At 65.9% G+C, this 13924-nt stretch carries 15 protein-coding genes, 1 tRNA gene and 1 pseudogene; 9 read left to right on the top strand and 8 right to left on the bottom strand.

Annotated elements, in window-relative coordinates; translation table 11 throughout:
- Nucleotides 1–5 precede the first annotated feature (5 nt).
- Nucleotides 6–888: pseudogene (locus QP166_RS10705) on the bottom strand (diacylglycerol/lipid kinase family protein).
- 77 nt (nucleotides 889–965) lie between these two features.
- Between QP166_RS10705 and hemB the strand changes: the two are divergent.
- The 5 genes from hemB to QP166_RS10680 all read left to right on the top strand — a co-directional run bounded on the left by hemB (nucleotide 966) and on the right by QP166_RS10680 (nucleotide 5802).
- On the top strand, nucleotides 966–1958 hold the full coding sequence (hemB, locus tag QP166_RS10700; RefSeq protein ID WP_333915897.1) for a porphobilinogen synthase: 993 nt from the start codon (nucleotides 966–968) through the stop codon (nucleotides 1956–1958).
- The gene (locus tag QP166_RS10695; protein WP_333915896.1) at nucleotides 1955–2476 is read left to right on the top strand and encodes a GNAT family N-acetyltransferase; all 522 of its coding nucleotides are present in this window, start codon (nucleotides 1955–1957) and stop codon (nucleotides 2474–2476) included. The genes hemB and QP166_RS10695 overlap by 4 nt, the downstream gene beginning before the upstream one ends.
- Before the next feature lie 358 nt (nucleotides 2477–2834).
- On the top strand, nucleotides 2835–3017 hold the full coding sequence (locus QP166_RS10690; RefSeq protein ID WP_333915895.1) for a hypothetical protein: 183 nt from the start codon (nucleotides 2835–2837) through the stop codon (nucleotides 3015–3017).
- Between the two features lie 63 nt (nucleotides 3018–3080).
- Entirely contained in the window at nucleotides 3081–3617 is a 537-nt protein-coding gene (locus QP166_RS10685; RefSeq protein ID WP_333915894.1) for a GNAT family N-acetyltransferase, read from the top strand.
- Entirely contained in the window at nucleotides 3610–5802 is a 2193-nt protein-coding gene (locus QP166_RS10680; protein WP_333915893.1) for a fused MFS/spermidine synthase, read from the top strand. Before QP166_RS10685 ends, QP166_RS10680 begins: the two co-directional genes overlap by 8 nt.
- Here QP166_RS10680 and QP166_RS10675 read toward each other — a convergent pair.
- Entirely contained in the window at nucleotides 5799–6299 is a 501-nt protein-coding gene (locus QP166_RS10675) for a hypothetical protein (RefSeq protein ID WP_333915892.1), read from the bottom strand. The two genes, QP166_RS10680 and QP166_RS10675, sit on opposite strands and share 4 nt — an antisense overlap.
- An 81-nt stretch (nucleotides 6300–6380) precedes the next feature.
- Here QP166_RS10675 and QP166_RS10670 point away from each other — a divergent pair.
- A tRNA-Arg gene (locus QP166_RS10670) sits at nucleotides 6381–6457 on the top strand.
- A 242-nt stretch (nucleotides 6458–6699) separates the two neighbouring features.
- On the opposite strand, the gene QP166_RS10665 is transcribed toward QP166_RS10670, so the two are convergent.
- Both QP166_RS10665 and QP166_RS10660 read right to left on the bottom strand, forming a co-directional pair.
- The gene (locus tag QP166_RS10665) at nucleotides 6700–7758 is read right to left on the bottom strand and encodes a ribonucleotide-diphosphate reductase subunit beta (protein WP_333915891.1); all 1059 of its coding nucleotides are present in this window, start codon (nucleotides 7756–7758) and stop codon (nucleotides 6700–6702) included.
- A 53-nt stretch (nucleotides 7759–7811) separates the two neighbouring features.
- On the bottom strand, nucleotides 7812–8024 hold the full coding sequence (locus QP166_RS10660) for a hypothetical protein (RefSeq protein WP_333915890.1): 213 nt from the start codon (nucleotides 8022–8024) through the stop codon (nucleotides 7812–7814).
- A 56-nt stretch (nucleotides 8025–8080) separates the two neighbouring features.
- Between QP166_RS10660 and QP166_RS10655 the strand changes: the two genes are divergently transcribed.
- A complete protein-coding gene (locus tag QP166_RS10655) occupies nucleotides 8081–8332 on the top strand; it encodes a DUF2171 domain-containing protein (RefSeq protein WP_333915889.1) in 252 nt (83 codons plus the stop codon).
- A 428-nt stretch (nucleotides 8333–8760) separates the two neighbouring features.
- Here the strand turns inward: QP166_RS10655 and QP166_RS10650 are convergent, their stop codons facing one another.
- The 4 genes from QP166_RS10650 to QP166_RS10635 all read right to left on the bottom strand — a co-directional run bounded on the left by QP166_RS10650 (nucleotide 8761) and on the right by QP166_RS10635 (nucleotide 11795).
- Complete coding sequence (locus QP166_RS10650; protein WP_333915888.1) at nucleotides 8761–9291, bottom strand: CAP domain-containing protein; 531 nt, start codon at nucleotides 9289–9291, stop codon at nucleotides 8761–8763.
- 141 nt (nucleotides 9292–9432) lie between these two features.
- Nucleotides 9433–10026 carry a L,D-transpeptidase family protein gene (locus QP166_RS10645; RefSeq protein ID WP_333915887.1) on the bottom strand — a complete coding sequence of 198 codons (594 nt, stop codon included), beginning with the start codon at nucleotides 10024–10026 and terminating at the stop codon, nucleotides 9433–9435.
- Nucleotides 10023–10682, bottom strand: a complete 660-nt coding sequence (locus tag QP166_RS10640; protein ID WP_333915886.1) for a PEPxxWA-CTERM sorting domain-containing protein — start codon at nucleotides 10680–10682, stop codon at nucleotides 10023–10025. Before QP166_RS10640 ends, QP166_RS10645 begins: the two co-directional genes overlap by 4 nt.
- 213 nt (nucleotides 10683–10895) lie before the next feature.
- On the bottom strand, nucleotides 10896–11795 hold the full coding sequence (locus QP166_RS10635) for a LysR family transcriptional regulator (RefSeq protein ID WP_333915885.1): 900 nt from the start codon (nucleotides 11793–11795) through the stop codon (nucleotides 10896–10898).
- An 82-nt stretch (nucleotides 11796–11877) separates the two neighbouring features.
- Between QP166_RS10635 and QP166_RS10630 the strand changes: the two genes are divergently transcribed.
- Both QP166_RS10630 and QP166_RS10625 read left to right on the top strand, forming a co-directional pair.
- The gene (locus tag QP166_RS10630) at nucleotides 11878–13389 is read left to right on the top strand and encodes a CoA-acylating methylmalonate-semialdehyde dehydrogenase (protein WP_333915884.1); all 1512 of its coding nucleotides are present in this window, start codon (nucleotides 11878–11880) and stop codon (nucleotides 13387–13389) included.
- A 50-nt stretch (nucleotides 13390–13439) separates the two neighbouring features.
- On the top strand, nucleotides 13440–13913 hold the full coding sequence (locus tag QP166_RS10625) for a hypothetical protein (protein WP_333915883.1): 474 nt from the start codon (nucleotides 13440–13442) through the stop codon (nucleotides 13911–13913).
- The last annotated feature ends 11 nt before the right edge of the window (nucleotides 13914–13924 follow it).

Genomic DNA, 13924 nt, shown 5'->3' with positions numbered 1-13924 from the left:
ACGGGCTACGGCTTCGGCACCATCACCTCGATCACCCCTGCCGCGACATGCGCGGTGACCGGGGTATGCGCCAGCACCTCGCCGTCGATCGAGATCGGCAGCGGCGGATCGGTCCGCACCTTGATCGACTTGCCCGAAAAGCTGACCGTATCGTGATGCCGCTCGCTGCGGCCGAGGAAGCTGTACGCCCAGTTGCGCACCAGCCGGCGCTTGTAATGCCCGCGCACCGCCTGCACGACGATCTCGCCCGAGGCGATCCCGGCCTCGTCGACCAGCCACGTCCCGCCATGATACGGCCCGTTTGAGATTCTGCACCTCGACCACGCGCAGCTTCTTCTCGCCCGACCCGTCGTCGACATAGAGCGTGAAGGGCTGGAATCGCGTGAGCTGATACCCCGCCCAGCCGAGATAGCCAATCCGCCCCGCCACCTTCTTGAGATTGTGCGGCACCGTTTCGGCGATCTGCGGGCTCAGCCCCATCGCCGCGCAATTGGCGAAATAATCGTCGTCGATCATGCCCAGGTCGATCCGCTTCGCCACGCCATCGCGCAGGACGTCGATCGCGCCATCGATATCGAGCGGCAGTCCCAGCGACCGTGCGAAGCTGTTCGCAGTGCCGAGCGGCAGCACCCCCAGGATCACGTCATGCCCGACCAGCAGGTCGACCAGCCCGCTGATCGTCCCGTCCCCGCCGCCGAGGATCACCAGATCGGGTTTCTTCTCCAGCGCCTTGCGCACCGTGCGGTCGAGATGCTTGGGGTCCTTGACCGCATAGGGCGTGACCCCGAACGGCAGGTCGCGCAGCCGCCGGCACGCACGCTTGAACAGCTTGCGGCCACGACGCGACTTGGCGTTGACGATCAAAGCGGCGGAGCGGATCTCTGTCATGACCGGATCAACGCACCAGCGCGCGTTTCGCCTCCGTAACGCTTGCATGGCATGGCGGATTGCGAGAAAGCGCGGCCATGCACGCTGCCTATCCCGCGTTGCGCTTGCGCCGCACCCGTGCCGCCGCCTGGAGCCGCCGGCTCCATGCCGAGAATGTGCTCACCCCCGCCGATCTGATCTGGCCGCTGTTCATCACCGAGGGACGCGACGTCGAGGAGCCGATCGCCGCCTTGCCCGGCGTGTCGCGCTGGTCGGTCGACCGGATCGTCGCGCGCGCGAAGGAAGCCGCCGCGCTCGGCATCCCGTGCCTCGCGCTCTTCCCCAATACGCAATCAGGCCGGCGTAGCGACGATGGCGCGGAGGCGATCAACCCCGACAACCTGATGTGTCAGGCATTGCGCGCGATCAAGGATGCGGTCCCCGAGATCGGCCTGCTTACCGACGTCGCGCTCGATCCCTACACGACGCATGGCCACGACGGGCTGGTCGACCCGCGCGGCTATGTCACCAACGACAGCACCGTCGACGCGCTGGTTCAACAGGCGCTCAATCAGGCGCGCAACGGCTCGGACGTGATCGCCCCCAGCGACATGATGGACGGCCGCGTCGGGCTGATCCGCGCCGCGCTGGAGCAGGACGGCTTCGTCAATGTCCAGATCATGGCCTATGCCGCCAAATATGCCTCGGCCTTCTATGGCCCGTTCCGCGACGCGGTCGGCAGCCGCGGGCTGCTGAAAGGCGACAAGACCACCTATCAGATGGATCCGGCCAACGCCGAGGAGGCACTGCGCGAGGTCGGGCTCGATCTCGCCGAGGGCGCCGACAGCGTGATGGTCAAGCCCGGCCTCCCGTATCTCGACATCGTCGCGAAGGTGAAACAGGCGTTCGCGGTGCCGGTGTTCGCCTATCAGGTGTCGGGCGAATACGCGATGATCGAGGCCGCGGTGGCGGCGGGTGCCGCGGATCGCGACGCGATGGTGCTGGAGACGCTGCTGGCGTTCAAGCGCGCGGGCTGTTCGGGCGTGCTCACCTATCACGCGCCCGTGGCGGCACGGCTGCTCGGCGCGTGATCCAGACCGCCCGCCTGACCCTGCGGACGCCAACCTCCGCAGATCACGCGGCGTTGTTCGCAATGTGGAGCGATCCGCTGGTGACCGCCGATCTGGGCGGCCCGAAGGACGAGGCGGCGTGCCTGGCGGTGCTGGAGCGTCACGCCGGCTACGCACCGCTCGGCTTCGGCGTGGTCGAACGGCACGAGGACGGGCAGGTGATCGGGCACGTCGGGCTGAAGCCCGGCGCGCCGGAAACGCCGATCGAAGGGCTGTTGGAGATCGGCTGGATGATCGGCCGCGACTGGTGGGGGGCGGGCTACGCGCCGGAGGCGGCGGCGGGCTGGCTCGACTGGGCATGGGCGAACCGGCCGGAGCGTGCGGTGTACGCCATCACCGGCAGGCGCAACGTCGCCAGCCAGCGCGTCATGGACCGGCTCGGGATGCGACATGTGCCCGACATGGACTTCCTCCACCCCAAATACCCCGATGACCCGGCACTTGCCGACAGTGTGACGTACCGGATAGAGCGTTCATGATCGCCACCACCCTCCTCGATCGATAATCTGCCTCCGTCGGCCCGGACTTGATCCGGGGCCCCGCTACTTCTTGGCGATCGCGCTAGAGGATGATCCATTCAAGCTGAAGCGTCACCCCGGCGAAGGCCGGGGCCCAGTTGGGGGACACTGATGATGTAGCTTGCGCCTAATTACGTCGACCTTCTCAACTGGGCCCCGGCCTTCGCCGGGGTGACGATGAGAAACTGTTCAAGCTGGGTGGATCAAACTCTAGAAGCGGGATCCGTGATCAAGGCTATCCTGAGCTTTTCGGAGGGTCCGGTCTAACAAGCGAGGGCAGGTCATTATCGAGCACCGCAACGCCGCCAACCGGGCATTGATGAACCGACTGTGGATGCAGCATGAGCCTGACATGGACTATCTCCACCCGGCGCCCTTGCTCGATCCGACGCTGCTGGGGCGCGATGGCATCATGTCGAACCGAAGCCGTCATTGCGAGCGCAGCGAAGCAATCCAAGGCGTCCTGGTACGGCTCTGGATTGCTTCGCCGTGCTCGCAATGACGAACACGGGTCGGCTCTATGTCATCTTGGTCTAAACACCGTGAAGCATCGGATCGACCATCCATGATCGTCACCGAACGCCTGATCCTGCGCGCGTGGCGCGAGGAGGATGTCGCGCCGTTCCACGCCATGGGGCAGGACGCCGAGGTGATGCGCTACCTCGGACCGCCGACGACCAGAGCCAGTGCGCGGGCCATGATGCGCGAAGAGAACGAGACCGCACGAACCTTCGGGCGCTGCCTGTGGGCAGTGGAGCGACAAAAGGATGGCGCATTCATCGGCTTCTGCGGCGTCGAGCCCGGCCCGATAGGCAGCCCGATCGCTGGCCTGCCCGAGATCGGCTGGCGGCTGGCGCGCGCTGCATGGGGGCAGGGGCTGGCGAGCGAAGCGGCGCGCGCGGTACTTGCTGCGGAATGGGAACGCCAAACCGACGCGGTCTTCGCGACCACCGTTCCCGCCAACCGGCGAGGTTGGGGATTGATGGAGCGGCTGGGTATGACGCGCGTTGAGGGTGGCGACTTCGACCATCCCGATCTTGCTCCGGACAGTCCCTTGCGCCGCCATATTCTCTACCGCATCGACCGCCCGCTTAATGGGTGACGCCGCTATGGCGCGCGGACGGTGGCTGTTCGTCGTCACGATCCTGACCGGATCGTTCCTGCTGTTCCTCGTCCAGCCGATGATCGCGCGGATCGCCTTGCCGCGGCTCGGCGGCGCGCCCGCCGTCTGGAACTCGGCGATGCTCGTCTACCAGGCGCTGCTGCTGGGCGGCTATGGCTATGCGCACCTGCTCGGGCGGATCGCGCCGCGACGGCAGGGCATCGTCCACCTGCTGGTGCTGCTCGCCGCCTGCGCGTTCCTGCCGATCGGGCTCAGCGACCGCGTGCTCCCTGCCGGGGCCGAGCCGGCCTTGTGGGTGCCGTATCTGTTCGTCGTCTCGATCGGGCCATTGTTCTTCGCGGTGTCGGCGCAGGCGCCGCTGATGCAGCGCTGGTTCGCCAGCGCCCGCCCCGACACTGATCCCTATGCGCTCTATGCCGCCTCGAACTTCGGCAGCTTCGCCGGGCTGCTCGCCTTCCCGCTGCTCGTCGAGCCCTTGCTCAGCGTCTCGCGGCAGCGCTGGCTGTGGAGCGCGGGCTATCTGCTGCTGATCCTGCTCGTTGCCGCCTGCGCACGATTGCTGCCCGCGGGGCGGGAGCCGGCGCGAGCACAGGCGTTGCAGCCCGCGCCCGGCCGTCGCCGCGTGGCACGCTGGATCGCGCTCGGATTCGTGCCGTCGGGAATGATGCTGGCGACCAGCACGTTCGTCAGTACCGATCTGGTCGCGATGCCGCTGCTCTGGGTCATCCCGCTGTCGCTGTATCTGCTCAGCTTCTCGATCGCCTTCGCCGCGCGGCGCGGAATCGCCGATCTGCTGACGAGCAGCGCGCCGGTGACGATCGTGCTGTTCGGCGGTGTGTTGATGGGCGGCTTTGCGGAGCGCGCGACGTTCAGCGCGATCACCGCGTTGATCCTGCTGTTCATGATCTCGGTCGCGCTCCACACGCAGCTCTATCGCCTGCGGCCTGAGCCGGCGCGGCTGACCGGCTTCTATCTCGCCATGTCGTTCGGCGGCGCGCTGGGCGGGGTGTTCGCCGGGCTGATCGCGCCGACGCTGTTCGATTGGACGTGGGAATATCCGCTACTGATCGTCGCCGCGGGCGCCTTGGTGCCGCAGACCTATCTGACTCCCGCCTTGCGGGCGTTCTGGCATCGCCGCGGCATGACGGTCGCGGGGGCGACGCTGATCGTCGGCGCGCTCTGTCTCGCGCTGCTGGTGCTGTCGCGCGATCCGACCGGCTTTCGCGAGGTGCGGCACCCGGGTGTGATCTTCACGTTGGTGGCGCTCGGCGGGCTGGTGTCGCTCGGCGCCCGCATCCCGTATCTGCTGGTGCTGACCAGCGGGCTGCTGCTGTTCGGCGGCGTCCGTTCGCTGTCGCTCTCGCTTGAGCCCGGCGCACGGGTGCGCAGCTATTTCGGCGTCTACACCGTCGCCGACGAGTCGCGCCGCCGCACCTTGATCCACGGAACGACCCTGCACGGCGTGCAACTGACCGGGACGCCGGCGCGTGCGCGTATGCCGACGACCTATTACACCCCCGACTCGGGCGTCGGTCGTGTGATGCGCGCCGCGCCGGCCCTGTTCGGGCCGGAGGCGCGGATCGGGGTGGTCGGGCTCGGGACCGGGACGCTCGCCTGCTATGCGCAGCCGGGCCAGCGGTGGCGCTTCTACGAGATCGATCCGGCAATGGTGGCACTGACGCGCACCCGACGCTTCACCTTCGTCGCGGATTGCGCACCGGAGGCGACGATGGTGCTTGGTGACGCGCGATTATCGCTCGAGCGCGAGTCCCCTGCGAGCCTTGACGTGCTGGCGCTCGACGCTTTCTCGTCAGATGCCGTTCCCATGCATCTCCTGACCCGCGAAGCTTTTGCCGTATATTCCCGCGTTTTGTCACGGCACGGCGTTTTGGCGGTCCATATCTCGAACCGTTTCGTCAATCTTCGCCCGGTCGTCGCCGCCGCCGCGCGCGCCGGCGGATGGCAGGCGCTGATCCTCGACCACCGCCCTTCGCTGCTTCAGGAGGAAGAGACGCCGTCTTCCTGGGTGGTTATGACCCGGGACCCGTGGACGCTCGCGCTGGTGACGGGCGACGAGGGTGACTGGAAAAATCTGGCTCGTCGTCCGGGGTTTGCGCCCTGGACCGACGAATATGCCAGCATCCTGCCGCTCCTGACCTTCTAAGCGCCCGGCAGCGAACCTGCGAGCGCGTCGATCCGTGCGGTCTGCGCCTTCGCGGTCGCGCGGGCGGTGGTAAGTGCCTGTTCCAGCGCCGGATACGCCGGTTGCAGTGCCGCCGCTCGCTTGCTGGCGAGGTCGTCGAGCGCCCCGACCGTATCGCCGTAGCTCGACCGGAGCGCATCCAGATCCGCGATCGCCGTCTGCGCCGCGATCCACGCGTCGCTCCCGACCTTCGCCCCTCGCGCCGCCCGCGCGAGCGTCTCCGCCCGCGTCGCGGCCCGATCGAAATCCTGCGCGGCGGTGCTGCCCTTCGCGGTGAGCGCCGCCAATTCCCTATCCAGCGCAGGGTCTTGCTTGGCGGGGGCGGGTGGCGGAGACGCCGGCTCCGCGAAGCCGAACTTCTCGACCGGGCGGGGGGCGAGTGACGGATATACGGTCGGATCGCTCGCACAGCCGGCGAGGAGTGCGAGCAAGGCGAGCGGGGCGAGAGCGCGGAGCATATTTTTGCCTAGAGGCGTAAAAAAGTGGCGCAATGCCCTTGCGCGCATCCGATTCGCCGCGTAACAGCGCCGCTCCACAGGGCGCCCGTAGCTCAGCTGGATAGAGCATCAGACTACGAATCTGAGGGTCGGACGTTCGAATCGTTCCGGGCGCACCACTTTCCTCGAAGGAGGAAAGGGAGTGGAAACAAAGGGGCAGCGAAAGCTGCCCCTTTTTCGTGCGCGTTGTTTGTGTGCATTCCCCACTGCGCCTTCTAACGTCAATCGAGGCGCGTCACGACTGCGTGCCCAGCGCCGCTGATCTTGTGGGCGTGTGCGAAAACGCTTTCACCACGCAAAGAAAGGGCCGCGACGTGTCACCACGTCACGGCCCTTCCACTGATCGCAGATGCTCTCGCGATTACTCCGCGGCCACCCCGGCGCGCGAGAACATGTCGCCCATCTCGGTCGGATCTTCATTCGCCGCTGCGGTGACGACCTTCGCCTTCTGGCGCTTGTCGAAGCTGTCCCACACGTCGTTCCACTGCCCGCGCGTCGCGGCCTTGGAATATTCGGTCGCGCGCGCCTCGAAGAAGTTCGCATGCTCGACGCCGTTCAGCAGCGGGATCAGCCACGGGATCGGGTGCTCGTCGATCATGTAGATCGGCTTCAGCCCCAATTGCCCCATCCGCCAGTCGGCGATGTAGCGGATATACTTCTTGATGTCCTTGGCGGTCATCCCGTTCACCGGCCCCATCTCGAAGGCGAGGTCGATGAAATTGTCCTCCAGCCGGATCGTCGTCTGGCAAACGTCGGCGATATCGTCCTTCACTGCCTTGGTCAGGCACTGCCGTTCCGCGCAGAAGGTGTGGAACATCTTGATGATACCCTCGCAATGCAGGCTCTCGTCGCGCACCGACCAGGTCACGATCTGCCCCATGCCCTTCATCTTGTTGAAGCGCGGGAAGTTCATCAACATCGCGAAGCTGGCGAACAGCTGCACGCCCTCGGTGAAGCCGCCGAACATCGCCAGCGTCCGCGCGATGTCCTCGTCGCTGTCGACGCCGAAGTTCTGCATGTAATCATGCTTCTCCTTCAGCTCGGCATATTCGAGGAATGCGCCATATTCGCTCTCCGGCATCCCGATGGTGTCGAGCAGATGCGAATAGGCCGCGATGTGCACGGTCTCCATGTTGCTGAACGCGGTCAGCATCATCTTGACTTCGGTTGGCTTGAAGACGCGGCCATACTTCTCGTGGTAGCAGTCCTGCACCTCGACGTCGGCCTGCGTAAAGAAGCGGAAGATCTGCGTCAGCAGGTTGCGCTCGTGATCGGTGAGTTTCTGCGCCCAGTCGCGGCAGTCCTCGCCGAGCGGAACTTCCTCCGGCAGCCAGTGCAACTGCTGCTGCCGCTTCCAATATTCGAATGCCCACGGGTATTCGAAGGGCTTGTACTGCTTGGATGCCTGAAGAAGCGGCATGGTTTGCTCCGATTAGAGATATTCACGAAAGACAAATTCACGAACGAACAGGATCAGGCGTTGAGGCTCCACTGCCACATCGACCAGGCCGATATCGCCAGCACGCTGCCTCCCGCCAAGGCCATGATCCCGGCCATGCGATAGACATAGACGCGCGCCGGCCCCTGCGGGTGGCGCAACTGGATCAACAGCCACGCGCCGGCCAGCAGGAAGACGGCGGCGACCACGAACATGATCGTGGATTGCAGCGGCAGCGTTTCGATCATGCGACCAAAGCCGATGCGGCGCGTTTGCCGCCCGAACCCAACCAAGGAGAAGCGCGATGGTCGATGTCAGCCAGATCAAGGAACATGCCGAAGTGCTTGGCGCAGACGGTGTGCATGTCGGAACGGTCGATCACGTCGACGGTGATCGTATCAAGCTGACCAAGAACGACTCGCCGTCCACGCAGGACGGGCAGGGCGCGAAGCACCATTACCTGCCGATCGGGCTTGTCGCTTCGGTCGAGGGTGACACGGTGCATCTGTCGGCGACCGGCCAGAACGTGCAGGACCTGTTCGAAGAAGACGAGTAAATACCGCGCCGCGGCGGCGACGATCGCCCGGCAGTGTACGATGGCCCCGGCCGCCGAAGGGCGCGCCGGGGTCGTTGCGTGTCGTAGAGGCCGTTCGCCGCGCATCCACACCCCGTCGCTCTGCCGCCCGCAGCGGCCCGCGAGTCGCGCCGCTATCGCGCGACCAGCCCGTTAACGGAGCTGATCGCCATCGCGATCGCGCCTTATCGGCAGCGAGTCACGCTGTGTGCCAAGCGTACATGAGGCCCCGGTGGACCGCAATCTATTGTGGTCGATCTTCGGGCCGATACCAGATCGGCGATGTAACGATATGGTCGCTGAAAGCGGGCGACTTGACCGACCATGATCGGCTTAGGGACGGAAAGCTGTGCGCTGCGGCGCCGGACACCCTCGCGCCTCGTCTACGTGGATGCGAGCGCGTCCCCGATCTAGAACGGTCGCTCGCCGCGATAATTGCCTGCGTTCTTGTAGCGGCAGACCAGCACATCCTCATCCCGGCCGCGCGACAGCGCGCAGCCGACCTCGACCGTATCGCGCCACATCAATTGCGTATAATGGCCGACGTCACCGACACGCCCGGTGGTGCTGTTGTTCGGGAACGCGCCAGGCTTGAAGTAGCGCTTTTCGCGCACCCAGCCGTCGATCATCGCTTCGGGCGAGTAATAGCCGCGCGTGCCCGCCCACAGATTCTCGCCTTCCGGGTCCATGTGGCGTTCGGGCGCATGTTCGAAGCGACCGGTCGTTGCCAGATACCGCCCCCATGCATGTGCCGACTCGACCAGTTCCGGATTCCAGCGCAGCGGCGGGATGCCGAGCGCCGCGCGCTCCGCATTATGGGTGGCCAGCACGCGGGCGTCGAAGGTGTTCGAATAGGTCGTCGCGCCAGTGACGAACGGTGCGCACAGCAACGCAGCGAGGGACACGAGCAATGGACGGCGACGTGGGGTGGAACGCGGCATCGGCCGGGTAACCTCTTCCTGATGACCAGGAGAAATTACGGCGGGCGGTCCTTACCGTCGGTTAGGGAATCTGGTTAGCGCGTCTTCATGTCTGACCGGCGCCAATCGTTAACTTTGCCGACCGTGCCCAACTTCAGAATCTTACGCGCCGACGATCGTGACCAGATCGCCGCGCGCCACCTGATCGAACAGCAATTGCGCGAACGACAGCGGCACGCCGATGCAGCCGTGGGTCGCCGAGCCGCGGCGTACCGAGCTTGCGTGGATCGCGACCCCGTCGTTGGTGAGCCGCAGCATGTACGGCATCTCCGCATCGTACAGCGAGGATTGATGCTGTCGCGCGCGCATCAGGATCGGGAACGTGCCGGTTGGGGTCGGCTTGTGATCGGTGCCGTAGAGGATCACCGCGGTGCCGATCTCATGCCCGTTGCGGAACACCGAGATGGTCTGGCGTGATAGATCGACCCGTACGCGGATCGGACCGGTCGCGGGCACGCCGATGTCGTTCCAGACGTAATCGCCAAACCGCATCGGCTTGCGGATCACGAGCAGGCTTCGCACCCGCAAGCGCTGGTCACCGGTCATCGGCAACGCGCCTTCACGCCCCGCCGGATAGCGGAAGCGCGCGCCATAGCTACCGATCGTGGTGGCGGTGGTCGTGGCAGTCGCTGGCGGCGCGGCCGCTGCCGCGGACGCCAGCGATACGATCGCCGCGCCAATCAGACGAGCGATCATGCCGCGCGGGCGCGAGTCCGCTTGCTACGGCGCACCGCAAAGCCCGTAACCGCGAAGCCCAACGTCATCAATGCCCAGGTCGCAGGTTCTGGAACGACGGGCCCAGGATTTATCGGGGTTGGCGTCGGTGTCGGGGTCGGACCGGGCACGCCTGGGATGCCGCCGCCGGGACCACCCGGCACGACGGGTGTCGGACCGAACGGATTGCTGCCGCCCGGCCCGAGCGGACCCAAGGTGTTGGGCGTTGTCGAGGCGAGATCGGGCACGAAATTGTCAGGCGCGATCGGCAAATCGCCGGCGGGAACGATCCCGGCTGGCTCACGCTCACGCACGTTGCTCAACACCCGCTCGCTCGGACCACGCGGCCCGCGTGGCGGCGTGCTGGCCAGCTGGCGCGGGCGCTTCGTCTGCTTTGTATTGAACATCGCACCATGGCCGCGTTCGCCAGGCGAGCGTGCGGTCAGGATCGAGAGCGGGTCGGGCAATACCGCCAGCGCGGTCGACAGGTTCATCGCCTCGGCAAAAGGCACCGTCCCGCCGATGACGCCGAGCGCTGCATAGCCCCCGATCGCCGACGCGCCGACGCCCGCCGCCATCGCCGCACGAACCATCGCGGCGCGGGAAAGCGAGGTGATAAGTGGGCGCCAGTTCTTCATCGGTTCCGCCGAATCCCGTCAAATAGTGCAATGGGGATGAAACGCTTCTGACCCGTGCTCGGTCCGCAAGTCCAGTTAAATCTCATCCCGCTCCGATACATATGGTACAACGGCCATGCGCTGTTGCCGATAAGCCACCGACGAATGCGACAGTCGTAAGCTGTCGGACGCTTCGTTAATAAATAATTGATGAGTTGATGGTCGGGCCAAAAGTTAACGAGCCGGGTCGAGACGCTTCTGGTGCTTTGTCACCAGCCCGCCCAGCCATGTGGAAAAGGCCCGAACGCGCCGTAATTGTCGCGTATCGCGATGTGTGACCAACCAGAAGGTCCGCTGAATCGTCACCTCGGGCAGAACCCTCACCAGACCGGGCATCGCGTCGCCGATGAAATGCGGCAGCACGCCGACCCCTGCGCCGGTCGCGATCAGCCGGGCCTGCGCATTGATGCTGGAACTGCGCAACGTCGGTGCGGGCAGCGGACCGAGATCGTCGACGAAGCGAAGTTCGGGCGCGTACAGTAGGTCTGGGATATAGCCGACCACCGCGTGACGCTGACCAAGCGACTCGCGCACCACAGGTCCGCGCTGATCGATCAACGCGCGGGCGGCGTAGAGGTGCAGCGCATAGTCGGCCAGTTTGCCGGCCACGACCGGTCCATGGCGGGGGCGCGCGAGCAGTACCGCGACATCCGCTTCGCGCCGCGACGGGCTGAGGAACCCTGAACTGGCGACGAGGTCGATCGTCAATGCCGGATGCAAGGCAGCGAATTCATGAAGATGCTCGGCGACCAGCCACGTCCCGAATCCCTCGGAGACGCTGACGCGCAGCACGCCCGACAGCGCCTGCGCGGAGCCGCGCGTCTCGACGATCCGCTCGGCGGCGTTCTGCATTTCCTCGACCTGCGCCAGCAGCGCTTCGCCGGCCTCGGTCAGAACCTGTCCCTCGCGCGTCTGCTCGAAGAGCGTGCGGCCGAGCCGCGCCTCCAGCCGGCGCAGGCGGCGCCCGATCGTGGTGGCATCGACGCCGATCAACGCCGCAGCGCGCGCGATCTGGCCGGCGCGGGCAATCGCGAGAAAGTCCTGCAGGTCGTTCCAAGGCAAGGGCTGCGTCATTGCAGGTGAACGTTGCAGATTTGTCGCTTGCCGGCAAACCATGCGCGGCGCACACCGATGCGCAACATAGGAGAGAGATGCGATGCGCCAGCTCGATCATCATATCGCAGGCAGCGGCGGTGGCAGCGCGCGCACGCGAACCGCCGACATTTTCGACCCCAATACCGGACAGGTGCAAGCGCAGGTCGTGTTCGGCACCGCCGCAGACCTCGATCGTGCTGTTGCGGCGGCGCAAGCCGCTCAGCCGGCATGGGCAGCCACCAACCCGCAGCGTCGTGCGCGGGTCATGTTCCGGTTCAAGGAACTGGTCGAAGCGCATATGGACGAGCTGGCGCGCTTGCTGTCGTCCGAGCACGGCAAGGTGATCGCCGATCTCGAAAGGCGATATCCAGAGGGGCTCGAAGTGATCGAGTTCGCCTGCGGTATCCCGCATGTGCTCAAGGGCGAATATACGCAGGGCGCCGGGCCGGGGATCGACGTCTATTCAATGCGGCAACCGATCGGGATCGGCGCGGGCATCACCCCGTTCAACTTCCCGGCAATGATCCCGATGTGGATGTTCGGCGTGGCGATCGCGTGCGGCAACGCCTTCATTCTCAAGCCGAGCGAGCGTGATCCGAGCGTGCCGGTGCGGCTTGCCGAGCTGATGCATGAAGCCGGCCTGCCCGACGGCGTGTTGCAGGTCGTCCACGGCGACAAGGAAATGGTCGACGCGATCCTCGACCATCCCGCGATCGGCGCGGTGAGCTTCGTCGGATCGAGCGATATCGCGCATCACGTTTACCGACGCGGTGTCGCCGCGGGCAAGCGCGTGCAGGCGATGGGCGGTGCCAAGAACCACGGCATCGTCATGCCCGACGCCGATCTCGACCAGGTGGTCGCGGATCTGTCCGGTGCGGCGTTCGGCTCGGCGGGCGAGCGGTGCATGGCGTTGCCGGTCGTCGTGCCGGTCGGCGAGAAGACCGCCACGGCGTTGCGCGAGAAATTGCTCCCCGCCATCGCGAGCTTGCGGGTCGGCGTGTCGACGGACGCTGCGGCGCATTACGGTCCGGTGGTGACTGCCGCCCACCGCGAACGGGTCGCGAACTGGATCCAGACCGGGGTCGACGAGGGCGCGGAGCTGGTCGTCGACGGTCGAGACTTCCAGCTGCAGGGGCATGAGCATGGCTTCTTCATCGGACCCAGCCTCTTCGATCACGTCACGCCCGACATGCAGGCGTACAAGGAAGAAATCTTCGGCCCGGTGCTCCAGATCGTCCGTGCGCCGGATTTCGAGACGGCGGTGCGGCTGCCCAGCGAGCATCAATACGGCAACGGCGTCGCAATTTTCACGCGCAACGGCCATGCCGCGCGCGAGTTTGCGGCGCGGGTCAACGTCGGGATGGTCGGGATCAACGTGCCGATCCCGGTGCCGGTCGCCTATCACACGTTCGGCGGCTGGAAGCGCAGCGGGTTCGGCGACACCAACCAGCATGGCATCGAAGGCGTGAAGTTCTGGACCAAGGTCAAGACCGTCACGCAGCGCTGGCCCGATGGAGCCGGCGGCGGACCCGCGGGGGTACAGGATGCGTTCGTGATTCCGACCATGGGGTGATGCACGCGATGCGACGGCTGGGCAAGATTAGGGCGAACGGGATTGTTTTCATGACGTTGCTCGCGGGCTGCTCGAGCCACGACGCCGACTACAACCGTGTCGACGTGCCCGAGCGTGAAGCGGCGGCGCAGGCGGCGATCGAGCAGGCGGCGGCGCAGAACGGCGCCGCTACCATCGCGCGCACCGGCGTTCCTGTCGCCAAGAGCACGCCCAACGCCGCCCGCGATCGTGCCTTTCCCACGGAATTCCTTGGATATTGGGGTGCCGGTGACAATGACTGCGAGCTGGCCAACACCGCCGCGACCGGTCGCATCAACATCGACGCCGACACGATCCGCTTCTACGAATCGCGCGCACGGGTGCAGCGCATCGACCGCCGCAGCCCGCAGGAGCTGGCGGTCGACCTGCGCTTTTCTGGCCAAGGTCCAGGGGTTTACGCCCGGGAAGTCTATCGACTCGACGCTGGCGGCACTGCCCTGGTGCGCACCAGCCCGACCGCCACGCAACGCTATCGCCGCTGCTGAGGATATTGAGC

Origin of the sequence: Sphingomonas sp. LR60 (assembly GCF_036855935.1) — a bacterium.
Taxonomy (GTDB): Bacteria; Pseudomonadota; Alphaproteobacteria; order Sphingomonadales; family Sphingomonadaceae; genus Sphingomonas.
This window is presented reverse-complemented; position numbering and strand designations above follow the sequence as displayed.

Bases quoted from the DNA above. Each gene is read 5' to 3' on its own strand.
- hemB (WP_333915897.1), top strand. From the start codon at position 966: ATGCACGCTGCCTATCCCGCGTTGCGCTTGCGCCGCACCCGTGCCGCC.
- QP166_RS10690 (WP_333915895.1), top strand. From the start codon at position 2,835: ATGAACCGACTGTGGATGCAGCATGAGCCTGACATGGACTATCTCCAC.
- QP166_RS10685 (WP_333915894.1), top strand. From the start codon at position 3,081: ATGATCGTCACCGAACGCCTGATCCTGCGCGCGTGGCGCGAGGAGGAT.
- QP166_RS10680 (WP_333915893.1), top strand. From the start codon at position 3,610: ATGGGTGACGCCGCTATGGCGCGCGGACGGTGGCTGTTCGTCGTCACG.
- QP166_RS10675 (WP_333915892.1), bottom strand. From the start codon at position 6,299: ATGCTCCGCGCTCTCGCCCCGCTCGCCTTGCTCGCACTCCTCGCCGGC.
- QP166_RS10665 (WP_333915891.1), bottom strand. From the start codon at position 7,758: ATGCCGCTTCTTCAGGCATCCAAGCAGTACAAGCCCTTCGAATACCCG.
- QP166_RS10660 (WP_333915890.1), bottom strand. From the start codon at position 8,024: ATGATCGAAACGCTGCCGCTGCAATCCACGATCATGTTCGTGGTCGCC.
- QP166_RS10655 (WP_333915889.1), top strand. From the start codon at position 8,081: ATGGTCGATGTCAGCCAGATCAAGGAACATGCCGAAGTGCTTGGCGCA.
- QP166_RS10650 (WP_333915888.1), bottom strand. From the start codon at position 9,291: ATGCCGCGTTCCACCCCACGTCGCCGTCCATTGCTCGTGTCCCTCGCT.
- QP166_RS10645 (WP_333915887.1), bottom strand. From the start codon at position 10,026: ATGATCGCTCGTCTGATTGGCGCGGCGATCGTATCGCTGGCGTCCGCG.
- QP166_RS10640 (WP_333915886.1), bottom strand. From the start codon at position 10,682: ATGAAGAACTGGCGCCCACTTATCACCTCGCTTTCCCGCGCCGCGATG.
- QP166_RS10635 (WP_333915885.1), bottom strand. From the start codon at position 11,795: ATGACGCAGCCCTTGCCTTGGAACGACCTGCAGGACTTTCTCGCGATT.
- QP166_RS10630 (WP_333915884.1), top strand. From the start codon at position 11,878: ATGCGCCAGCTCGATCATCATATCGCAGGCAGCGGCGGTGGCAGCGCG.
- QP166_RS10625 (WP_333915883.1), top strand. From the start codon at position 13,440: ATGACGTTGCTCGCGGGCTGCTCGAGCCACGACGCCGACTACAACCGT.